The sequence below is a fragment of the Nocardia crassostreae genome (assembly GCF_001613405.1).
Taxonomy (GTDB): Bacteria; Actinomycetota; Actinomycetes; order Mycobacteriales; family Mycobacteriaceae; genus Nocardia; species Nocardia crassostreae.
Genome location: NZ_BDCH01000008.1, coordinates 11,880 through 33,557 on the forward strand (window position 1 = coordinate 11,880; position 21,678 = coordinate 33,557).

Below are 21,678 nucleotides of genomic sequence, written 5' to 3' on the forward strand. Positions count from 1 at the left end.
CTAGAAGATCAGCGTCGGCGCGCCCAGCACCATGATCACGACCGCGCCCACCGCCACGGTCGCCAGCACCGCCCAGCCGATCGCCGCGGCCGCGCCCTGGGTGCGGGCGCGCAGCCAGCGCGGCAGGTACAGGATTCCGGTCGTCGCAATGGTTCCGGCCACCAGGCCGCCCAGATGCGCCCAGATCGAGATGCCCGGCACCGAGAAGGTGATGATCAGGTTGATCACCAGCAGCACCAGGATCTGGGTGAGGTTCTGCCGCGTCCGCAGCATGATGATCGCGACCGCGCCGAACAGGCCGAAGATCGCGCCCGAGGCGCCCGCCGACGCCGTCAGCGGATCCGACAGCACGGTCACCGCCGCCGAACCGCCCAGCAGCGACACCAGATACACCGCGAGATACCGCGTCCGGCCCAGCGCCGCCTCACAGTAGGGGCCGAGCATGTACAGCGCGAGCATGTTCACCGCCAGGTGGATCGCGCCGTAGTGCAGGAATCCGGACCCGACCACCCGCCACCACTGGCCGTCGCCGACCAGCGCGGGCGCCAGCACCCAATCCATGAACAGGTCGGAGTACCGGTTCTCCATGACGCTGCGCGCCTGGAACGCGGTAATGGCGTAGACGATCACATTGAGCGCGATGAGCGTCCAGGTGACGAAGGGCTGCGCGAGGGTCGACGCCACCGCCCCGGCCTGATTGCGCACCGGCCGCACATCCTGGCGGCCCTGCCGCACGCATTCCACGCAGTGCTGGCCGACGGCGGCCGGGGTGAGGCATTCCGGGCAGGCCGGACGCCCGCACCGGGTGCACCCCAGGCCGGTGGTGCGGTCGGGATGGCGGAAGCAGGTCGGTGCGGGCTGGTACGGGTTCATATCGAATTCTCTTCGGGTCCGGCCGGATTCAGGAGATGGTGATTCCGGAGATCACGACCTCGTCCTTGGGCCGATCGTTGCGGTCGGTCGCCACCGCCCCGATCGTGTCGACCACCTTGCGCGAATCCGGATCGAGGACCTCGCCGAAGATGGTGTGCTTGCGATTCAGATGCGGCTGCGGGCCCAGCGTGATGAAGAACTGGGAACCATTGGTCGCCGGTCCGGCATTGGCCATGGCCAGCAGGTACGCGCGATCGAACCGCAGTTCCGGATGGAACTCGTCCTTGAACTCGTAGCCCGGGCCGCCGCGGCCGGTGCCGGTGGGATCGCCGCCCTGGATCATGAAACCGTCCATGACCCGGTGGAAGATCGCATTGTCGTAGAACGGGCCGGACTGGGCGCCGGAGGCGTTCTTCGTGGTGTACGGGGCGGAACCGTCGGCCAGGCCGAGGAAGTTCGCCACCGTGCGGGGAGCGTGGTTACCGAAGAGCGAGATCTTGATATCGCCGTGATTGGTGTGCAGCGTCGCCACGGCGGTCTGATTCGGTGAGGTCACGCCGCCCAGCTTAGGTGTGCGCGCGTTCCGGCTGGTCCACGGCACGCACCACGAGCAGCAGGAATGGCGTGCATGTGACTTTCTGCCCGAATTCGGGCAGAAATATTGGCGAAACCGCGATCATGCGGCAGGCTCGTGCGGGTGACTGACGGGGTTCCCCAGGATCTGATCCGCCATGTGGCGGCCTCCACAGGCCTGCCGCCTGCGGTCGCCGCCCGGGTGGTGGCCGATGTGGTCGGGTATTTCGACGAGTCCGCGGAGCAGTTCGTGCGCCGCAGGCATGCCGAACTACAGCGGCGGCAGGTGCGCAATGCCGAGATCTGGCAGCGCATCGCCGCCGAACTGGCGCAGCGCCGGGTCGCCGCCCCCGAATTCACCGAACGACAGCTGCGACGACTCGTCTACGGGTGACAGGAGACCGAACGCGCAATGTGTGGAATCGTCGGATACATAGGCCACCGGGATGCCGTCCCGGTGCTGCTGGAGGGCCTGCACCGGCTCGAATACCGCGGTTACGACTCGGCCGGACTGGCGGTGCCGCACCGCGGGCGGCTGCGGATCACCAAAACCCAGGGCCGGGTGCAGGATCTGCGCGACCGGGTGGACGCCGAGGGTGCGCGGCTGCGCGGCGCCGTGGGCATCGCGCACACCCGCTGGGCCACCCACGGTGAGCCCAGTGACGCCAATGCGCACCCGCACACCGATACCGCCGGGCGGATCGTCGTGGTGCACAACGGGATCGTGGAGAACGCCGAGCAGCTGCGGGCCGAATTGACGGCCGCCGGAGTGGAATTCGTCTCCGAGACCGATACCGAGGCCATCGCGCACCTCATCGCCGCCGCGCTCGACGAGGCCGAATCCCTGGAGGACGCCGTGCGCACGGCACTGCGCCGGGTGGAGGGCACCTACGGGCTGCTGGTGCTGGATCCACGCCGCGCCGACGAACTGGTGGTGGCCCGCAATGGCAGCCCCATCGTGCTCGGCGTGGGCGACGGCGAGATGTTCGTGGCCTCCGATGTGGCCGCGCTGGTGCACCACACCCAGCGCGTGGTGTTCCTCGACGACGGCGAGCTGGCCACCGTGCGGGCCGGTGAATTCCGCACCAGCACATTGGGACTCGAGGCCCGGCGCACCGACAAGACGCCGACCACCATCGATATGGCGGCCGAGGACTACGCGCTCGGCGGCTACCCGGACTTCATGCGCAAGGAGATGGCCGAACAGCCCGACGCCGTACGCCGCGCCCTGCGCGGGCGGCTCGACGAGCGCTTCGCCACCCCGGTGCTGGGCGGGCTCAATATGGACGCGCGCGAGCTGCGCGGAATTCGCAAGGTGGTCTTCCTGGGCTGCGGATCCGCCTACTACGCGGGGCAATTGGGCGCCCAGCTGGTGGAGGAGCTGGCCCGCATTCCCGCGGTGGCCGAACCCGCCTCCGAATTCCGCTACCGCAATCCGGTGGTCGATCCGGACGCCCTCTACATCGCCATCAGCCAATCCGGTGAAACCCTGGATACCCTTGCCGCCGTTCAGGAATTGCAGCGCAAGGGCGGCCGCGTCATCGGCGCGGTGAATGTGGTCGGCAGCGCCATCGCGCGCGAATGCGGCGCGGGCGTCTTCCTGCACGCCGGACCCGAGGTCTCGGTGGCCTCCACCAAGGCGCTCACCAATATGACCGTCTCCTTCGCCATGCTCGCCCTGCTGCTGGGCCGGGTCCGCGACCTGTCCACCGCGGCGGGCGAACGCGTCGTCTCCGGCCTGCGCGCCCTGCCCGACGCCATCGACGCGGTGCTCGCGAACGATGCCGCCATTGCCGAGATCGCCGCCCGCTATGCCAAGGCCCGCAGCATGTTCTACGTCGGCCGCGTGCGCGCCTGGCCGGTGGCCCGCGAGGGCGCGCAGAAACTCAAGGAGATCTCCTACATCCACGCCGAGGCGTACCAGGGCTCCGAACTCAAACACGGCCCCCTCGCCCTCATCGACCCGGATATGCCCAGCATCGTCCTGGTCCCCGACGACGAACTCCTCGCCAAGAACCTCACCACCATCGAGCAGATCAAGGCCCGCGGCGGCCCGGTCATCGCCGTCACCAACGCCACCCTCCCCGACGGCGTCGCCGACGACATCATCCGCGTCCCCACCATCGGCCCCGAGCTCGACCCGATCATCCTGACCATCCCCCTCCAATTGCTGGCCTACTACACCGCGCTGGCATTGGGCCGCGACGTAGACAAGCCCCGCAACCTCGCCAAGAGCGTGACCGTGGAGTGAATCGGACCTGGCGTTGCGAAAGGCGACGACTGATTTCGTGCCGCCAGGGGTACCTCGTCGGGTACGTCCAAAATCGGGTTGGCACCCGACCGCCGGCACGCGTGCAATACGGACCACGGCACCCAGCCGTGCGCTGAAGTTTCGGGGAGGCGGGCGGTGCGCGAATTGTCTTGCTGTGTCAGAGTGGTCGCATGGGCCTGGGTAGTTCTCGCACTCGATTGGTTTTGGCCGCACTACTCGCCGTCACCGGCGGGGTCGTGGCGTTCTTCGTGAGCCGCCGCCCGCAACCTCCGGCCCCGGCCGCGGAACCGCCGCGCCTCGGCTACTCGCGCAACGGTTCCGCTCCGTCTCCGGATTACTCAGCGGCTCACTGACCGCTTGTACTGGCGCACGGCCAGCGGCACGAAGATCACCAGGATCACCACGACCCACAGCAGGGTCGTCGCCACCGGATGCCGCATGGACCAGGTGTCCGGCGGCGGGAACGCCGGACTGGTATTGCCGAACAGCACGCGCGTGGCTTCGGTCAACGCCGACACCGGATTCCATTCCGCGAACACCTTGAGCGGACCGGGCAGATCGTTCAACGGCACGAAGGTATTGGCCAGGAAGGTGAGCGGGAAGATCACCATGAACACCGCATTGTTGAACACTTCCGGCGCCCGCACTATCAGGCCGATCACCGCCATGATCCACGAGACCGCGTGGGCGAACAGCAGTAGCAGCACATACGCCAGCACCGCGTCCAGGAACGAGCCGCGAATCCGCCAGCCGACCACCAGACCGGCCAGCGACATGACCACCAGGCTCACCACATTGATGACCACATCGGCGCCGGTGCGCCCGATAAGCACGGCCGCGGATTCCATGGGTAGCGACCGGAAGCGGTCGATGATCCCCTTCTGCATATCCTCGGCCAGGCTCAGACCGGTGAAGGTGCCGCCGAAGACCACGGTCTGGGCGAAAATGCCCGCGATGAGGAATTCGCGGTAACCGCCCTCCAGCCCGGGAACCTTGATGGCCGTACCGAATACGTAGGCGAACAGCAGCACGAACATGATCGGCGACAGCGTCGTGAAGATGAGCACGTCGGGCACGCGCTTGATCTTGATGACATTGCGCTTGGTAATGGTCAGGCTGTCGCTGACGAGCATGGCGGCCCGCTGTAGGAGCGAGGGCTTCTCGGCGGTGATCAGGGTGGCGCTCATCGGGCTCCTCCGTCCGTGGCCAGGTCTTCCGCACCCTTCGCGCCATTGATCAGTTCCTCGGCCTCGTGTCCGGTGAGGGTCAGGAACACATCGTCGAGCGAGGGGCGGCGCAGGCCGACATCGTGAATGGCCACCTCGTGTTTGGTGAGCTGCCCGATGGCGTCGACCAGTGCCTGCGAGCCGTCGTTCACCGGCACGATGATCCGGCGCAGACCGGGTTCGAGCCGGATCTCGCCGCCCGCCAGACCCGCCAGCGCGCGCTGCGCGACGGCCAGATTGTCGACATGGTCCACGACCAGTTCGATGCGGTCGCCGCCGACCATGGCCTTCAATTCGTCGGAGGTGCCCTCGGCGATGACGTGCCCGTGGTCGATGACCGCGATGGAATCGGCCAGCCGATCGGCCTCCTCCAGGTACTGGGTGGTCAGCAACAGTGTGGTGCCGCCCGCCACGAGTTCCTCGATGACATCCCAGAGATCAAGGCGCGCACGGGGATCCAGGCCGGTGGTGGGTTCGTCCAGGAACAGCACCGGCGGATTCGCGACCAGCGCGCCAGCGAGGTCCAGGCGACGGCGCATACCGCCGGAGTAGCCCTTCACCGGCCGATCACCGGCATCGCTGAGCCGGAAGCGTTCCAGGAGTTCGCGGGCGCGCTCCTTACTGCGCTGCACGCCCATGTGATAGAGCCTGCCCACCATTTCGAGATTCTCGAAGCCGGTGAGGTATTCGTCGACGGCCGCGTACTGGCCGGAGGTGCCGATGCGGGAGCGCAGCAACTGCGGATCCTTCAGCACATCGACATTGGCGACGGTGGCGCGCCCGGCGTCCGGGATCAGCAGGGTGGTGAGCACCCGGACCGCGGTCGTCTTACCTGCGCCGTTGGGGCCCAGCAGGGCGGTGACAGTTCCTTCTGGTACCGATAGGTCGAGGCCGTCGAGAGCGGCAACCTTGCCGTACCTCTTGACCAGACCCTCGGCGACTATGGCGTCGGGCATGATTCTCCTGATGTCTCGAAAGTTCGTCGTGGCAGGTGCCCTGAGCTGCATCGATGCTGCCGAACAAGACCGGACATTCCGAGCAAGTATCGCCCTTCGGACTTCGGTCGGTCATCCGAATTACCGGATGTGAAAAAGCTGTAATACAGCGAAGGCCGCATCCTGCTGGGGGTCCGGCGGTGCTCGGGGGTGCCGGTGCAGGATGCGGCCGATTCAAGTTTCCGCCCGGTCAGCGTGCGGAAACCCGAGTAGCTCACTACTCGACTTCGCTGGGTCGGAACCAGTCTCGCGGTCACCTCTGCATCCTCGCACCGGGGTACGACATCTTTTCCGCGAAAAAATCTTGGAACGCGATGCCCCGATGGCCACACAATCGCCCGCTGTCGCGTAGGATCGTTTTCGTCGGCCCCTCCCCCCCGGGCCGACCTTACGCGGGCCTCGGCTAACTCCCCCCCCCCTTCGCCGAGGCCCGCCCCTATTCCCGGACCCGGTCGTTGTCACCGAATCGGGTCGGCTCAGACCAGCGGTCGAATCTCATTCCGGCGCAGCACATATCCGTGCAGCCGATTGATACCTTTCACCCGCACGGTGCGCAGATTGCGCAATTCGAATTGCGCATCTCCGGCCACCGCCAGCGCCGCGCTCTCATCGATCAGAACGGTGCCCGGCCGCGCCACACCGGTGAGCCCGGCGGCCACGTTCACCACCGACCCGTAGAGGTCGCCGAACCGTTGCAGCACCTCGCCGTAGGCCAGCCCGAACCTCAGTTCCTGGGTGACGCCGTGCGAGGCGGTCGCGGCCTCCTGCACGGCCAGCGCGATGCGCGCACCGTCCTTGGCGGAATTGGCCGCGAACATGACTTCGTCACCGACGTTCTTGATCACCCACCCGCCGTTGGCGATGATCGCATTGCTGGTGGCGGTCTCGAATGCCTCCAGCAGCGCCGACAGTTCGTCCGGCTCCAGGTGCCGGGTCAGGCGCGTGTAGCCGACCATATCGGCGAAGCCCACCGCCAGCACCCGCATGGTGTCACCGGCGACCGCGCCCTCGTCGAGCGAGCGGGCCAGCGCCGCGCTCAGATGCCGCCGCCAGGCATAGGACATGAGCGCCTCGAAATCGGCGACCACCTCCTCGGTGGCCACCCGCGCCACCTCCTCCGGATCGGCCTTCGGATCCTCGGCGGTGCGCTGGGCAATGCGGTCCAGGATCTCCTCGGTGACCAGATCCACCTGCCACTCCGCCAGCCGCGCCATGGACCGCCCCAGCGTCCGTGCCGCCGTGGTCTGCCGGTGAATATCGGCCGAGGCCAGCACATTCAGCCGACTGAAGGTCTTGGCCGCCTCGATATCGGAATCGCTGTACTCCAGCGCGTGATCATCGGGATCGGCCGGAAAGCCCAGCGATACCCAGAGCCTTCTGGTCAGCGAGGTCGGCACCTTGGTCTTGGCCGCCACCTCCCGCCGGTTGTACTTGCGCTTACCGTTCAGCAGATACGGCTCCACCACCGCCTGAACCAGCTTGGAGATCTCAGTGGACGCCATCTCGCCACCTTACGTCCGGATCAGGCCGGAAAAGCGCGTGATGTCCCGTGTCACAGGGCTCGTTTCGTGTTCCTGTCCCGCTTCACCGTCGTCACGATGAGCACGACGATGCCCCCGAACAGGCCCACGAATCCCATGCCCAGAGCGGCCAGCAATCCGGTGACGAACGACGACCCCAGACCGGGTCCGATGGCGACCGCGATCCCCGAGGGCCCCTGCGTCGTCACCCGGTATTCGCCCGCCTGCTCGGCCTCGAACGAGAACACGGCCCGGCCGTCGTGCACGCCGATCGAATACTCCATGCTCGAGCCGTAGTCGCGCAGCGGCACCTCCGCACCCCGCGGATCGGTGAGCAGCACCCGCACCGTGCCGTCGGTATCCGCGCCCGGATACTCGAAATACACGGTGTATCCGCCGGATTCGCGCAACTCCACGGTCCCCAATCCCGGTACCGCGACCCGCTGGAAATCGTCGATCGTCGAGCTGAACCGCATCAGCCCGGCGACGCCCACCCCGACACCGCCGAGCACCCCGGCGATGCTGAGCAGCACGCCCACCGCGAACCACCACCGCGACGGTGTGACGCGCCGCGCATCACCCGGCAGCGGCGGTATTTCGTACGGCGAGTGGTCCACACGGCAAGGATGACAGAAAAAAGCCGCAGGCTTGTGGCCTACGGCTTCGTGAGTGTGGAGCCTAGGGGAATCGAACCCCTAACCCCTGCCTTGCAAAGGCAGTGCTCTGCCAATTGAGCTAAGGCCCCGGACGGGGTTGGTACCCCGAAGTTTTGATCAGCGGGTGGTGACCTCGTGCCAGAGGTCCGCGTCATTGCGCTGACGCAGTTTGCTGATTCCGAAGATCACCGCGGCGACAATACCGATCGTGAGGAGAAATTTCATGAATCCCACCCTACTGTGATTCTCGGGAGTGGGCCTAGGAGGACTTGAACCTCCGACCTCTTCGTTATCAGCGAAGCGCTCTAACCGCCTGAGCTATAGGCCCTAGTTCGGCTTCGGGGATGTTTCCCGAGCCGAGGCAAAAGGTTACCGGATCGGCCGAAGATAACCAAAACGGCCGGTCAGCGGCCTGCGAGCGCAGAACTGACCGGCCGTTCGGCACATCCCTAATCCGGGTCCGCGAGGGTGACCTGGATGCCGCCGACCAGATCGGTGCACTGGTTGTAGACAAAGACGCCGACCGTGGAGAGCGCGGTCAGCAGCACCACATTGATGAGGCCGATAACGCCCGCGTAGCCGAAGACCGTGCCCGCGTCGATGAGTGCGGTGGAGGAGCTGTCCGACACCATGTCGGTGAAGGTGGAATTCAGCCGCTCCCATACGCCCATGCCCTCCAGCACGAGGTACAGCAGGCCGACCGCGAGCATCCACACGAAGAACATGGCGACGCTGATGACCAGCGACACCTTCAGCGTGGACCACGGATCGATATGGCGCAGTTGGACTGTCGCGCGCAGCGGCTCCCCGGTGGCCGCGGCCTGCGCCACCGCCGCGGGGGCGGAGGGCGAGACCGGACCGGCCGGGGCAATGGGCTCCGGCGGCGGCAGCGGATGCCGCATTTCCGACAGATCCGGCAGATCCTTCACCAGTTCCGGCCGGGCGATACTGCGGGTGGGCCTGTCGATGCCGACGGACTTCACCATGGCGGCCTCCTTGCGCGCCGCCTTGGCCGCCAGATCGGCGGTGGTGCGGGCATTGGAGACACCGGCATTCAGGCCGCCCGACAGTCCGCCGGTGGGCCGCCCCTGCACCGGCGCCTGGCCGGGCCGGTACAGGTTGGACTGCGGTTCCCGCTGCGGCAGCTGCGACCAGCCGCCGTCCTGGTAGGGCGAACCCACCGGGGACTGCTGGTGCGGTTCGTCCACCGTCTCGGGTGCGGTCACTTCGGTCGGATCACTCATTCGCCCGGTGACCTCCGGCGCGAAATCACCGGACTTATCCGGCATTTCAGCATTCGGCGCCGGGTGCGACTGCGGAGCACCGCCCTCGCTCGCACCCGGGCGCGGAATGGGCCGCGGCGGAATCGGAGACGGGGCGATTCTCTCGGTCACACCGTTGGCGTGACCGCGCTGGTCATTCGGCTGATTCGTGGTCAATGGTGAATCCTTCGATTCTTGGTGCCGCCGCTGCTGTGGAGAAACTACTGCTTCGCCGAACCGCTGGTGTCATCTTCGCCAACCTGGTCGGGCTCGTCCGCGTTACGCGCGATCGCAAGCAACGTATCGCCCTCGCCCAAGTTCATCAATCGCACGCCCTTGGTTTGGCGTCCGGCTTTACGAACTTGATTCGCGGCGGTGCGGATGACGCCGCCGCCCGAAGTGATGGCATACAGCTCGTCGTCGTCGTTGACGATGAGCGCACCGACCAGACTGCCACGTTTCTCGTCGTATTGAATGGTCAATACGCCCTTTCCGCCGCGGCCCTGAGCGGTGTACTCGTCGATCGCCGTGCGCTTGGAGTACCCACCCGCCGTCGCGACAAGCAGATAAGTCTGATCTCCCTCGCGAACGACGTTGAGCGACAACAGTTCATCGCTGGCATTGAAGCGCATGCCCTGCACGCCGGAGGTGGCGCGGCCCATCGGGCGCAGCACCTCGTCATTGGCGGAGAAGCGAATGGACTGACCGTGCGCCGACACCAGCAGCAGATCGTCATCGGCCGAACACAGTGCCGCGCCGACCAATTCGTCCCCATCGCGAAGATTGACCGCGACAATGCCACCGGAACGATTGGAATCGAAATCGGTCAGGCGGGACTTCTTGACCAGACCATTGCGGGTCGCGAGCACCAGGTACGGCTGATCCTCGTAGGTCTTGAGCTGAATGACCTGGGTGATCTTCTCGTCCGGCTGGAAGGCGAGCAGATTCGCCACGTGCTGGCCGCGCGCGGTGCGGTTGGCCTCGGGCAGCTCGTACGCCTTGGCGCGATAGACGCGGCCCTTGTTGGTGAAGAACAACAGCCAGTCGTGCGTGGAACTGATGAAGAAGTGCCGGACGATATCGTCCTGCTTGAGCCCCGCGCCCTGCACGCCCTTGCCGCCGCGCTTCTGCGAGCGGTACAGATCGGTCTTGGTGCGCTTGGCGTAGCCGGTCTCGGTAATGGTGACGACCACGTCCTCGACGGCGATGAGATCCTCGTCGGCCACGTCGCCGTCGGCCGAGATGATCTTCGTGCGGCGATCGTCGCCGTGCTTGTCGACAATCTCCTGGAGTTCGTCGCGCACGATGGAGCGCTGCCGCTCCGGCTTGGCGAGAATGTCCTTCAGGTCCGCGATCTCCAGCTCGATCTTGGCCAACTCGTCCAGGATCTTCTGGCGTTCCAGAGCCGACAGGCGGCGCAGCTGCATATCGAGAATCGCGGTCGCCCGGATCTCGTCGATATCCAGCAACTGCATGAGGCCGGTGCGGGCGGTCTCGGTATCGGCCGAGCGGCGGATCAGGGCGATGACCGCATCCAGCTGATCGAGCGCCTTCACCAAACCGCGCAGGATGTGGGCGCGCTCCTCGGCCTTGCGCAGCAGGTACTTGGTGCGCCGGACGATGACTTCCAACTGGTGCGTCACATACAGCCGGATCATCTGATCCAGGCGCAGCGTGCGCGGCACCCCGTCCACGATCGACAGCATGTTCGCGCCGAAGGAGGTCTGCAGCTGGGTGTGCTTGTAGAGGTTGTTCAGCACCACCTTGGCCACTGCGTCACGCTTGACCGTGACCACGATGCGCATACCGACGCGGTCGGAGGACTCGTCGTGGATGTCGGAGACGCCCGCGATCTTGCCGTCCTTCACCTGCTCGGCAATGGCATTGATGAAGTTGTCCGTATTGACCTGGTACGGCAGCTCGGTGATGACGATGGTGGTGCGACCGCGGGTGTCCTCCTCGATCTCCACCACACCGCGCATCTTTATGGAGCCGCGACCGGTGGTGTAGGCGTCGTGGATGCCCTGGGTGCCCACGATCAGGCCGGAGGTCGGGAAGTCCGGACCCTTCACCCGTTCCATGCAGGCCGCGAGGGTGGACTCCTCGTCCGCCTCGTGATTGTCCAGCGCCCAGTAGATGGCCTCGGCCAGCTCGGTCAGATTGTGCGGCGGGATATTCGTGGCCATACCGACGGCAATGCCGTTGGCGCCGTTCATCAACAGCGCGGGCACGCGGGCGGGCAGGACGATCGGTTCCTGCGTCTTGCCGTCGTAGTTCGCCTGGAAATCGACCGTCTCGTGGTCGATCTCGCGCAGCATCTCCATGGCCAGCGGCGTCAGGCGGCACTCGGTGTAGCGCATGGCGGCCGCGCCGTCATTGCCGCGAGAACCGAAGTTGCCCTGACCGTCCACCAGCGGGTAGCGCAGCGACCACGGCTGCGCCATACGCACCAGGGTGTCGTAGATGGCCGTATCGCCGTGCGGGTGATAGTTACCCATGGTGTCGGCGACCGGGCGGGCGGACTTCACATAGCTGCGGTCGGGCCGATACCCGTTGTCGTACATCGCGTACAGAATGCGCCGGTGCACCGGCTTCATGCCGTCGCGCACCTCGGGCAGCGCACGGCCCACGATCACGCTCATGGCGTAGTCGATGTAGGAGTTCTGCATCTCCGCCTGGATGTCGACCGGTTCGATGCGGTCGCCACCCGACGGGGGCAAGGAGGTCTCAGTCATGAATTGGTCTCCGTGGGAAGTCTTTTGAGGTGGCCCTCGGGCACGGGTGGGTGCGTGCGGGCGGGGTCAGGGGTTCGATTCCCTTGGGCCCCACCTCCCTTACACGTCGAGGAACCGAACGTCCTTGGCATTGCGGGTGATGAAGCTGCGGCGGGCTTCCACGTCCTCGCCCATGAGAACGGAGAACAGCTCGTCCGCGGCGGCCGCGTCGTCGAGGGTGACCAGGCGCAGCACGCGAACCGCCGGATCCATGGTGGTCTCCCACAGCTCCTTCGGGTTCATCTCGCCGAGACCCTTGTAGCGCTGGATGCCGTCGTCCTTGTTGATCTTCTTGCCCGCCGCCAGGCCACGCTCCACCAGACCGTCGCGCTCGCGGTCGGAATAGGCGAACTCCGGCTCGGACCGCTGCCACTTGAGCTTGTAGAGCGGCGGCATGGCCAGATATACGTGACCCTGCTCGACCAGCGGGCGCATGAACCGGAACAGCAGGGTGAGCAGCAGCGTCGAGATGTGCTGGCCGTCCACGTCGGCGTCGGCCATGAGCACGATCTTGTGATAGCGCAGCTTGGCGATATCGAACTCGTCGTGGATACCGGTGCCGAAGGCCGTGATGATGGCCTGGACCTCGTTGTTCTTGAGCACCTTGTCGATGCGCGCCTTCTCGACATTGATGATCTTGCCGCGCAACGGCAGGATCGCCTGGTACATCGAGTCGCGGCCGGACTTGGCCGAGCCACCAGCGGAGTCACCCTCCACGATGTAGATCTCGGACTTGCTCGGATCCTTGGAGCGGCAGTCGGCCAGCTTGCCGGGCAGACCGCCCAGATCGGTGGCGGACTTGCGGCGCACCAGCTCGCGCGCCTTGCGGGCGGCCACGCGTGCCTGGGCGGACGAAACCGCCTTGGTCACAATGGTCTTCGCATCGGCCGGATTGGCCTCGAACCAGTGCGTCAGGTGCTCGTTGCAGGTGCGCTGCACGAAACCCTTCACATCGGTATTGCCGAGCTTGGTCTTGGTCTGGCCCTCGAACTGCGGATCGGCGATCTTCACGCTCACGATGGCGGCGAGGCCCTCGCGAATATCGTCGCCGGTGAGGTTGCCGTCCTTCTCCTTGAGGAGCTTCTTGTCCTTCGCGTACTTGTTCACCACCGTGGTGAGCGCCGCGCGGAAGCCCTCCTCGTGGGTACCGCCCTCATGGGTGTTGATGGTGTTGGCGAAGGTGTGCACGGACTCGGAGTAACCCGAGTTCCACTGCATGGCCACCTCGAGCTCGTGCCCGGTGCCCTTACCGCTGAACGACACGATCGAGTTGTGGATCGGCGTCTTGGTGCGGTTGATGTGCTTGACGAAGTCCTCGAGCCCGCCCGGGTAGTGGTAGGTGCGGGTCTTCACCTTCGGCGGGGCGGCCTCGGCGCCCTCCTCGGCGTGCTTGGGCGCCTCGGCGGTCTCGGACACCACCTCGTCGGTGACATCACCCTCGGACACCCGCTCATCGGTGAGGGTGATGGTCAGTCCCTTGTTCAGGAACGCCATCTCCTGCAGGCGGCGCGCCACCGTCTCGAAGTTGAAGGTGGTGGTCTCGAAGATCTCCGGATCCGGCCAGAACCGGATGGTGGTGCCGGTGCGCTTGGTCGGCTGGCCCTGGAAGAGCTTGCCCGGCTTGGAGTCCTTGTACTCCTGGGTCCAGTGGTAGCCGTCGTGGTCCACTTCGGCCTCGAGCCGGGTGGACAGCGCGTTCACCACCGAGATGCCGACGCCGTGCAGACCGCCCGATACGGCATAGGATTCGCCGTCGAACTTGCCGCCCGCGTGCAGCTGGGTCATGACCACCTCGATGGTGGGCACACCCTGCGCGTGCATGCCGGTGGGAATGCCGCGGCCGTCGTCGATGACTTCGACACCGCCGTCGGCCAGCAGTTTCACGTCGACCCGCGAGGCGTATCCGGCCATCGCCTCGTCGACCGAGTTGTCGACGACTTCCCAGATCAGATGGTGCAGGCCGCGCTCACCGGTGGAACCGATGTACATACCGGGGCGTTTGCGAACCGCTTCAAGGCCCTCGAGGACGGTGATGGAGTCGGCACCGTAGTTCTGCTTGCCCGAGGTAGAGCCGGATGCGTTGGAGTCCATGGCAGCCACTGGTCGGTAGCTCTCCTTACTTGCTGATCCTCCGGGCACCGGCGAGGTGCACACGTGGGGCCCCGAAGCCTGTCTGCTCGAGAGTTACGGGTCCACGCGCGAGGTGTCGCCGAACGCGCCGGGAGGTATCGCCGCTAGTTACTCCCCCATCCTACTGGTACACCCGACACAGAATGCACCTATGACACCCCTGAGTGGGCCGTGCGCGCGTGAAATCGAGCCAGAATATGTCCGGTCATGGGCGGCGGGTGTTCTGGGAGTCTCAGCGGGCGATCGCGCGAGCCGCTCCGGGGCGCGGAAAACAGCGCCGGGAAGTTTGCGACGGGTGGCGCCGCGATCTAGGTCGCGGCGCGCCTCGGAGACAGCGCGGAAAAAGCGGCTGATCACTTCCCACCCTAGTCGGCCGCACCGACAAAAACAGCACTGGTTCCACGTGAAACTGTCGGATGACCGGGGCGGGAGTATCTACCCGTAGGTGTCGCGGGGACCGCGGCCCTTGATGTGCCGTTCGCCGTGCCGCCAGCTCGGGGCCGTCGGGCCGTTGATGCGGACCGATGTCACCACCCCGTTCCCGACCGCGGCCGCGATCTTGGCCAGGATCTGGGACTGGAACATGCGCAGCTGGGTGGCCCACGCGGTGGACTCGGCTTGGATGCTCAGCACGCCGTTCTCCAAGGAGACCGGTTGCGCGTGCGAGGCGATGTCCTCCCCCACCACACTGGCCCAGCGGCCGAAGACCGTGCCCTCGGCGACCTTGCCCGACCAGCCGCGGCCCTTCGCCAACTTCATGGCCAGGCTCGACAGGGTCTGCGGGTCGCGATCGTCGGGGTGGGCGCCGGACCAGCCGGTGCGGCGGCGCAAGGCCCGGACGCCGCCCTTGCGCGGCGAGGCGCGGCCCTGGCCGACCGACTTACCGGCGGCACGGGCGGCGGCACGGGCTTCCTCCAGCGCCCGGCGGGCCAGATCCACACCGCGGAGTTCACCCTCCGGGCCGGTGGCGCCCGGGGCGGGATCGTGAGATTCCGGCTGCTCGGCCATCACTTTCCCTTTCGTCCGGTGCCAGTCAGTCTGGGAGATTCTGCCGCATCACCCCGACAGGATCGCCGCGCGCATACCGGTGTTGTCGCACTCACGCCATCCATCGGGCGTGTTATTCGGCGATTCGCGAGGTGCGGCGGTCGGCGTCGCCGGTGGTCTCCACGCGCAGCGGGTTGGCGTCGAGTTCGGCGGGCACGTCCTCGGGGACGGCGGCGGTAATGAGGACCTGTTCGGCGGTGGCGGCCACGGCGGCCAGGGCGGTGCGGCGGCGGCGATCCAGTTCGGCGAAGACATCGTCGAGGATGAGCACCGGATCGGTGCCCGCGGTGCGCAGCAGTTCGAAGGCGCCGAGCCGCAAAGCCAGTGCGAAGGACCAGGATTCGCCGTGACTGGCAAAACCCTTGGCCGGCGCGCTGCCCAGCATGAGCTCCAGATCGTCGCGGTGCGGACCGACCAGGCACACACCGCGTTCCAGCTCCTTGGGACGAGCTGTGGACAACTCGCGCAACAGGATTGCCTCGAGCACCTCGGCATCGTCGTCGCGGGGCGGCCGGGCCGGGTCCAGGAACTCCGGCGGCAGGCTCGCACCGCGGTAACCGATTGCGGCGGGCCGGGATTCGGGAGCGATGCCTGAATAAGCCTGTGCAAGATGTGGATAAAGTTCGTGCACCAGCCGCAGCCGCTGCGCCAGCAGCACCGCACCGTGCGCGGCCAGGTGGCCGTCCCATACGTCGAGGGTGCTCAGCTCCGCCCCGCGATTGCCCGAACGGGCATTGCGCCCAGCGGTTTTCAACAGGGCGGAGCGCTGCCGCAGCACCTTGTCGTAATCCGCGCGCACCCCGGCCAGCCGCGGCAGCCGGGCCGTGGCCAGCTCGTCCAGGAAGCGGCGGCGTTCGGACGGATCGCCGCGCACCAGGGACAGATCCTCCGGCGCGAACAGCACCGTTTGCAGAATCCCCAGGATTTCCCGGGGGCGGCGCACCGGCGAGCGATTGATCTGCGCCTTGTTGGCGACGCCCTGATTGAGCTCCATATCGACCCGCAGCTCGCGCCCGGAGTTCACCACGGTGGCGCCGATGCGGGCCCGGGGCGCGCCGAGGCGGATGAGCGGGGCGTCGGCCGCCACCCGGTGTGAGCCGAGTGTGGACAAATAGCCGACGGCCTCGATCAGGTTGGTCTTGCCGTTGCCGTTGGAGCCCAGGAAAACCGTTCGGCCGGGCGGTAATTCCAGCTCGGCGGCCTCCCAGGATCGGAAATCGCGCAGCGACAGCGTCCGCACGTACATCCGGTCAGTCCACGCCCTCTGTGCACAGTGTTGACAAACCTGTGAAAAACCCGGCGCGCGTAGCGGTTTCGCTGCGCACCCGATCAGCCTGGCAGCCGCACCGGCATCAGCAGGTAGATGTAGGGGCTGGCCAGGGCCGCGAAAGCGCCCGAGTCCAGCGGCTCCGGATCCTCCTCCGGCGCGGGCAGCAGCACCGCCGGACGGCTGGGGGTGGTGAATCCGAAGGTGACCCGATCGGTACGCAGCGCCGACAGACCGTCCACCAGGTAGCCCGGATTGAAGGCGATGGTCAGTGCCTCACCGCGGAATTCGGCGGTCAGCCACTCCTCGGCGCGTCCGGCATCGTCACCACCGGCCGAGAGCAGCAGGCCCTCGTCGGAGAACTCCAGCCGCACCTGGGCGCCGCGCTCGGCCACCAGGGCCACGCGCTTGATGGCCTCGGTCAGGGAGCTGACCGAGAGGGTGGCGATGGAGGTGTGCTCCTTGGGGAGCAACTGGCGGAACTTGGGGAATTCGGCGTCGAGCAGGCGGGTCGTGGTGCGGCGACCGCCGTTCACGATGCCCAGCAGGCCGTCGGTGCCGGTGCCGAAGGCCAGCTGCACCGGCTGATCGGAGGCGCCGAGGGTCTTGGCGGCTTCGGACAGGGTGCGGGCCGGAACCAGCACCGCGGTCTCCACATCGGCGCGGCCCGGCTGCCATTCCAGTTCGCGCACGGCGAGGCGGAAGCGGTCGGTGGCCGCGAGTACGACCTTGGGGCCCTCGATCTCGACCCGGATGCCGGTGAGCATGGGCAGCGTGTCATCGCGCCCGGCGGCGACGGCAACCTGGCCGACGGCCTCGGCGAAGACGTCCACGCCGAGTTCACCGGTCTGGGGAGGAAGTTCGGGAAGCTGGGGATAATCCTCGACCGGCATGGTGGGCAGCGAGAACTTCGCACTGCCGCAGGCGATCAGCACCCGGGTGCCGTCCACCGACACATCCACCGGCTTGTTGGATAGCGCCTTGGTGATATCGGCCAGCAAGCGGCCCGACACCAGCACCTGTCCGGGCCCGGCGACCTCGGCGGCCACGCGCATCTGCGCGGAGACCTCGTAGTCGAAGCCGGAGACCGTGAGGCCGTCCTCGTCAGCCACGAGGAGTACACCGCCGAGCACGGGAACCGGAGGCCGCGACGGCAGGCTGCGGGCCACCCAGGCTACGGATTCGGCGAAGTCCTCGCGGGCGACCCGAAACTTCATGCTTGCAAGCTCCATCGCCCGGTCTGTCCTCTCCTACGCGTCGGCTCATGTCGGAAAGCTCTGGAATCAGCCACCCCTGCGCAGTCTGGCACAGGCGACCGACACCAAACCGTACCCGCGCCCGGCCCTCTTGCCTACGCCGACCCTCCGGGGCATCGGATGAGCCGCCGGATCGGGGAGAACCGGATCCCCTCTTCTCCTTGCCTCTCGTTCGGGTGGGGAGGGGTTGCGAGCGAACCGTTGCCTCCCAACCCGAGTTTCCACACACCCTGTTTTAGAAGAACCTTTTCTAGAAGAAGAACTGAAGTAGTACTAGGGCCTGTTAGTTCTGTGGACTTCGCCCGTTCGCCCAGCTGAGAGGGTGTGGCGGCGTGGGGATGTCTCGAGGATGAACTCCGGATGGCTGTGGAGCAGACGCGGTAATTCACAGTCATCCTTGAGCCATCCTCGAGTTGCTCCCCGATTTCCGACGCCTCTGCCCACATCTGAGCGAAACCGGGGACAACTCGAGGATTCCTCGAGGAATCCCCAACCCCGAAAACAGAAGACCCCCACGTCAACCGACGTGGAGGCCTGTTAGCTGTGGATCAACGGGAGCGTTGCTTGATCCTGGCTGTGAGTTCTTGAACCTGGTCGTACACCCGGCGCCGCTCGGTCATCTCCTTGCGCACCTTCTTCTCGGCGTACATGACCGTGGTGTGGTCGCGACCGAAGGCCTGGCCGATCTTGGGTAGGGATAGGTCGGTGAGTTCGCGGCACAGGTACATGGCGATCTGCCGGGCCTGCGCCAGCGGCCGCGCCTTACCCGGCCCGGTCAGCTCCTCCAGGGGGGTGTTGAAGTACTCCGCGGTCACGGCCATGATCGTGGCCGCGGTGATCTCCAGCGTCGCGGTATCGGGCATGAGATCGCGCAGCACCACTTCGGCCAGCGACAGGTCCAGGGGCTGGCCGTTGAGCGAGGCGAAGGCCGTCACCCGGATGAGCGCGCCCTCGAGCTCGCGGATATTGCGCTCCACCCGGCTGGCAATGAGTTCCAGCACGTCGTGCGGTACGTCCAGGCGGTCCATGCGCGCCTTCTTGCGCAGGATCGCGATGCGCGTCTCCAGCTCCGGCGGCTGCACATCGGTGATGAGGCCCCATTCGAACCGGGTGCGCAGCCGCTCCTCCAGGGTGGCCAGCTGCTTGGGCGGCCGGTCGGAGGAGACCACGATCTGCTTATTGGCGTTGTGCAGCGTATTGAAGGTGTGGAAGAACTCCTCCTGGATGCCTTCCTTGCCCTCGATGAACTGGATGTCGTCCACCAGCAGGATGTCGGTTTCCCGGTAGCGGCGTTTGAACGCCACCTTCCGGTCGTCGCGCAACGAGTTGATGAAGTCGTTGGTGAACTCCTCGGTGGAGACGTACTTCACCCGCATGCCCGGGAACAGCCGCTGGGCGTAGTGCCCGGCCGCGTGCAGCAGATGCGTCTTGCCCAAACCCGAAGCGCCCCAGACGAACAGCGGGTTGTAGGCGCGCGCGGGCGCCTCCGCGATGGCCACCGCCGCGGCGTGCGCGAACCGGTTGGAGGCGCCGATGACGAAGGTCTCGAAGGTGTACTTGGCGTTCAGGCTGTTGGTGCCCGACGCGGGCGCGGTCTCGCGCTCGGGCGACTTGTTGAAGTACGTCGGCCAGGTATTGCGGACATTGACCACCGGCTCGTCGTCCTCGTGGTCCTCGTCCACCGGGCGGCGCGTGGCGGCCATGGGCGCGGGCTCGTCCTCGGGCTCCGGCGAGAACAGGGATTCCTGGCCGGGCGGGCGCGGCACGGCGCGGCGTTCCTCGCGCCGACGGGGCGCCATCTGGGGTTCGGGCGTGGGTACCGGCAACTCTTCGGCCATCGGCGGCTGCCCGAATTCCACAGGGGGATAACCCTCCTGCTCCGGGTAGTCGCCCGGATACTCCTGTGGAGGCAGATAGCGGGGCTGCCGGTACTCCGGCGGCGCCTGGTAGTGCGGCAGCTGGCGCTCGGGCGCGGGCGGCGGGGCGGCTGCGGGCGGATAGCCCACCGGTCCCGGTTCCGGCTCGCGCGGGCGCTCCGGACGCGAGGTCATCCGGGCGTGCCGCGGTTTGGGCGCCCGGTCGGCGGGGGTGTTCTGCTGGGCGGAGATCCGCACGCCCAGGCCCTCCACCTGCAACCCCCGGCGGGTGAGCGCGCGCAGGATGGGTTCGCGCAGATCGCGTTCGACGACCCCCTGGGCCATGGTCCCGGACACCGAGAGCAGGGCGAATCCCTGGGCGAGGGTGATCGGCTCGATCATCCGCAGCCAGGCCATGTGTGCCTTGCTGACCGGCTGGATCTCACCGTCGGCGGATCCGCCCGCGAGTTCGGCCACCACCTCTGGCCATACGCTGGTCAACACGTTCTGCTCGTCGTCCACGAACGTCCTCCTCCCCGGAGCTAGGTCGATAGGAGCAGACGGTCGGCACTGCTCGGCTCCCCCGGGAATGTTGACTGGAGACCAGGAAACCGGGCGTCGGCGAGGCACCGTCGGCCCTACGAATATGCCACTCCAGGGGTCTTTCCACACAATTATCCACAGATGTGGAAAACCTGGGGATACACATGACATTGCGTCGAATCCCCCGAATCGGGCGTGGACCTGCGGTTCTTCAGCAAACTTTCGGCAAAGATTCCCGCGGTGGCTCGGAAGTCGGTGTCGAACCCTCCGGCACGCCGGTTAAGGACCGTACACGAACCACCCCCGGCGACACGAACCCGCAGGAGACGGCGCCGCTGACCCCGAGTTTGACCCTCGTCCAGCAGATCAGTACCCTTCTACAGTCACCCTATGGTGCGGTGGTGGCTGCCTGCTGCCCGTGCCGACAAGGGTATTGCACCGAAGGATCATCCGATTCCTCGCGATGCAGCAGTTCCACCGATAAAGCTTCGGGCGTCACCGGACGCCCACCACCTAGAGGAGTGTTGACCGTGGCCAAGGGCAAGCGGACGTTCCAGCCGAACAACCGTCGTCGGGCGCGTGTCCACGGCTTCCGCCTCCGGATGCGCACCCGTGCGGGCCGCGCCATCGTCTCGGCGCGCCGTGGCAAGGGCCGCGCCAAACTGACGGCCTGATTCGGTAAGCAACGGATCTCAGGTGCTTCCTGAGCCGTTTCAGCTGCATCGGCGTACCGACTTCTCCCGGACGGTGCGCCAGGGCAGGCGAATCGGGAGGCGGGATCTCGTTGTGCACATACTGCTACACAACGACGATGAGGCGAGTGGATCCGACCCGGCAATCCGGGTGGGCGGTCCGCGTTTCGGCCTGATCGTCAGCAAGGCGGTGGGTCCGGCGGTGGTGCGCCACCGGGTGGCCCGCCGCCTGCGTCATATCTGCGCGAGTCTGGCGACCGAACTGCCCGACGGCGCGGACATTGTCATTCGCGCCCTGCCCGGCGCGGCCGACGCCCCATCCGCCGATATGCACCGGCAGATGCAGAGCGGGCTGCGCAAACTCGGTGTGGCTACCGCGGCGAGCCGTGAATCGGATACACAATGAAGGCCCTGCGCGCCGCTGCCCGGCTGCCGGCCAAAGCTCTGATATTTCTCATCGAGCTGTATCGGACCTATATCTCCCCCACTCGTATGCCGGTGTGCCGGTTCACCCCCACCTGTAGCGAGTACGCGGTGACCGCATTGCGCACGCGCGGACTGTTCGTCGGCCTCGGACTGGCAGCCGTGCGTCTGACCAAATGTGCGCCCTGGCACCCTGGTGGGTGGGACCCGGTACCGGAGCGTCCGTCACGACGTCACCGGCACCCGACACAAGCTTTTGAAGGGTCATCGCCCGCGGTGACCGGCGATACGAACGACGGGAGTGCATAGAGCC

19 protein-coding genes and 2 tRNA genes are annotated in these 21,678 nt (G+C 66.6%); 5 read left to right on the forward strand and 16 right to left on the reverse strand.

What is annotated here, in order from left to right; all coding sequences use genetic code 11:
* Both NC4_RS04125 and NC4_RS04130 read right to left on the reverse strand, forming a co-directional pair.
* Positions 1-873: a rhomboid family intramembrane serine protease gene (locus NC4_RS04125; protein ID WP_067532493.1), complete on the reverse strand. Its 873-nt coding sequence runs from the start codon at positions 871-873 to the stop codon at positions 1-3.
* A gap of 28 nt (positions 874-901) precedes the next feature.
* Positions 902-1,429, reverse strand: a complete 528-nt coding sequence (locus NC4_RS04130; protein WP_067532496.1) for a peptidylprolyl isomerase — start codon at positions 1,427-1,429, stop codon at positions 902-904.
* Positions 1,430-1,570: 141 nt separating this feature from the next.
* On the opposite strand from NC4_RS04130, the gene NC4_RS04135 reads away from it, so the two are divergent.
* Positions 1,571-1,840 (forward strand): hypothetical protein, encoded by a 270-nt coding sequence (locus NC4_RS04135; RefSeq protein WP_067532635.1) that lies wholly within the window; start codon positions 1,571-1,573, stop codon positions 1,838-1,840.
* A gap of 18 nt (positions 1,841-1,858) precedes the next feature.
* Positions 1,859-3,697: a glutamine--fructose-6-phosphate transaminase (isomerizing) gene (gene glmS / locus NC4_RS04140; RefSeq protein ID WP_067532499.1), complete on the forward strand. Its 1,839-nt coding sequence runs from the start codon at positions 1,859-1,861 to the stop codon at positions 3,695-3,697.
* Between the two features lie 359 nt (positions 3,698-4,056).
* Here the strand turns inward: glmS and NC4_RS04145 are convergent, their stop codons facing one another.
* The 14 genes from NC4_RS04145 to dnaA all read right to left on the reverse strand — a co-directional run bounded on the left by NC4_RS04145 (position 4,057) and on the right by dnaA (position 20,229).
* A complete protein-coding gene (locus NC4_RS04145) occupies positions 4,057-4,905 on the reverse strand; it encodes an ABC transporter permease (RefSeq protein ID WP_084528463.1) in 849 nt (282 codons plus the stop codon).
* Complete coding sequence (locus NC4_RS04150; protein ID WP_067532502.1) at positions 4,902-5,900, reverse strand: ATP-binding cassette domain-containing protein; 999 nt, start codon at positions 5,898-5,900, stop codon at positions 4,902-4,904. The genes NC4_RS04145 and NC4_RS04150 overlap by 4 nt, the downstream gene beginning before the upstream one ends.
* A 515-nt stretch (positions 5,901-6,415) precedes the next feature.
* Positions 6,416-7,441, reverse strand: a complete 1,026-nt coding sequence (locus tag NC4_RS04155) for an adenylate/guanylate cyclase domain-containing protein (protein ID WP_067532505.1) — start codon at positions 7,439-7,441, stop codon at positions 6,416-6,418.
* Positions 7,442-7,491: 50 nt separating this feature from the next.
* Positions 7,492-8,076: a hypothetical protein gene (locus NC4_RS04160; protein ID WP_067532508.1), complete on the reverse strand. Its 585-nt coding sequence runs from the start codon at positions 8,074-8,076 to the stop codon at positions 7,492-7,494.
* A 55-nt stretch (positions 8,077-8,131) separates the two neighbouring features.
* A tRNA-Ala gene (locus NC4_RS04165) sits at positions 8,132-8,204 on the reverse strand.
* A 28-nt stretch (positions 8,205-8,232) separates the two neighbouring features.
* Positions 8,233-8,340, reverse strand: a complete 108-nt coding sequence (locus NC4_RS41445; protein WP_218020906.1) for a DLW-39 family protein — start codon at positions 8,338-8,340, stop codon at positions 8,233-8,235.
* Between the two features lie 29 nt (positions 8,341-8,369).
* Positions 8,370-8,443: transfer RNA gene (locus NC4_RS04170), tRNA-Ile, on the reverse strand.
* Positions 8,444-8,564: 121 nt separating this feature from the next.
* Positions 8,565-9,554, reverse strand: coding sequence for a DUF3566 domain-containing protein (locus NC4_RS04175; protein ID WP_067532511.1), 990 nt, complete (start codon positions 9,552-9,554; stop codon positions 8,565-8,567).
* Between the two features lie 44 nt (positions 9,555-9,598).
* Positions 9,599-12,112, reverse strand: coding sequence for a DNA gyrase subunit A (gene gyrA / locus NC4_RS04180; RefSeq protein ID WP_067532514.1), 2,514 nt, complete (start codon positions 12,110-12,112; stop codon positions 9,599-9,601).
* Between the two features lie 99 nt (positions 12,113-12,211).
* Positions 12,212-14,242, reverse strand: coding sequence for a DNA topoisomerase (ATP-hydrolyzing) subunit B (gene gyrB, locus NC4_RS04185; protein ID WP_067532517.1), 2,031 nt, complete (start codon positions 14,240-14,242; stop codon positions 12,212-12,214).
* 474 nt (positions 14,243-14,716) lie between these two features.
* Positions 14,717-15,289 (reverse strand): DUF721 family protein, encoded by a 573-nt coding sequence (locus NC4_RS04190; RefSeq protein ID WP_067532520.1) that lies wholly within the window; start codon positions 15,287-15,289, stop codon positions 14,717-14,719.
* Between the two features lie 112 nt (positions 15,290-15,401).
* Positions 15,402-16,574: a DNA replication/repair protein RecF gene (recF, locus tag NC4_RS04195; RefSeq protein WP_067532523.1), complete on the reverse strand. Its 1,173-nt coding sequence runs from the start codon at positions 16,572-16,574 to the stop codon at positions 15,402-15,404.
* An 83-nt stretch (positions 16,575-16,657) separates the two neighbouring features.
* Positions 16,658-17,827 carry a DNA polymerase III subunit beta gene (gene dnaN, locus NC4_RS04200; protein WP_067532526.1) on the reverse strand — a complete coding sequence of 390 codons (1,170 nt, stop codon included), beginning with the start codon at positions 17,825-17,827 and terminating at the stop codon, positions 16,658-16,660.
* A gap of 572 nt (positions 17,828-18,399) precedes the next feature.
* Positions 18,400-20,229, reverse strand: a complete 1,830-nt coding sequence (gene dnaA / locus NC4_RS04205; RefSeq protein ID WP_067532529.1) for a chromosomal replication initiator protein DnaA — start codon at positions 20,227-20,229, stop codon at positions 18,400-18,402.
* 551 nt (positions 20,230-20,780) lie between these two features.
* Here dnaA and rpmH point away from each other — a divergent pair.
* From rpmH to yidD, 3 genes are read left to right on the forward strand one after another with little or no spacing between them, the layout of a single operon-like run.
* Positions 20,781-20,924, forward strand: coding sequence for a 50S ribosomal protein L34 (gene rpmH / locus NC4_RS04210; protein WP_033085250.1), 144 nt, complete (start codon positions 20,781-20,783; stop codon positions 20,922-20,924).
* A gap of 22 nt (positions 20,925-20,946) precedes the next feature.
* Entirely contained in the window at positions 20,947-21,348 is a 402-nt protein-coding gene (rnpA, locus tag NC4_RS38655) for a ribonuclease P protein component (protein ID WP_084528465.1), read from the forward strand.
* A complete protein-coding gene (gene yidD / locus NC4_RS38660) occupies positions 21,345-21,674 on the forward strand; it encodes a membrane protein insertion efficiency factor YidD (RefSeq protein ID WP_084528467.1) in 330 nt (109 codons plus the stop codon). Before rnpA ends, yidD begins: the two co-directional genes overlap by 4 nt.
* Positions 21,675-21,678: the final 4 nt, after the last annotated feature.

Bases quoted from the DNA above. Each gene is read 5' to 3' on its own strand.
- NC4_RS04125 (WP_067532493.1), bottom strand. From the start codon at position 873: ATGAACCCGTACCAGCCCGCACCGACCTGCTTCCGCCATCCCGACCGC.
- NC4_RS04190 (WP_067532520.1), bottom strand. From the start codon at position 15,289: ATGGCCGAGCAGCCGGAATCTCACGATCCCGCCCCGGGCGCCACCGGC.
- yidD (WP_084528467.1), top strand. From the start codon at position 21,345: ATGAAGGCCCTGCGCGCCGCTGCCCGGCTGCCGGCCAAAGCTCTGATA.
- NC4_RS04145 (WP_084528463.1), bottom strand. From the start codon at position 4,905: ATGAGCGCCACCCTGATCACCGCCGAGAAGCCCTCGCTCCTACAGCGG.
- gyrB (WP_067532517.1), bottom strand. From the start codon at position 14,242: ATGGACTCCAACGCATCCGGCTCTACCTCGGGCAAGCAGAACTACGGT.
- NC4_RS04150 (WP_067532502.1), bottom strand. From the start codon at position 5,900: ATGCCCGACGCCATAGTCGCCGAGGGTCTGGTCAAGAGGTACGGCAAG.
- NC4_RS04155 (WP_067532505.1), bottom strand. From the start codon at position 7,441: ATGGCGTCCACTGAGATCTCCAAGCTGGTTCAGGCGGTGGTGGAGCCG.
- recF (WP_067532523.1), bottom strand. From the start codon at position 16,574: ATGTACGTGCGGACGCTGTCGCTGCGCGATTTCCGATCCTGGGAGGCC.
- NC4_RS41445 (WP_218020906.1), bottom strand. From the start codon at position 8,340: ATGAAATTTCTCCTCACGATCGGTATTGTCGCCGCGGTGATCTTCGGA.
- dnaN (WP_067532526.1), bottom strand. From the start codon at position 17,827: ATGGAGCTTGCAAGCATGAAGTTTCGGGTCGCCCGCGAGGACTTCGCC.
- glmS (WP_067532499.1), top strand. From the start codon at position 1,859: ATGTGTGGAATCGTCGGATACATAGGCCACCGGGATGCCGTCCCGGTG.
- gyrA (WP_067532514.1), bottom strand. From the start codon at position 12,112: ATGACTGAGACCTCCTTGCCCCCGTCGGGTGGCGACCGCATCGAACCG.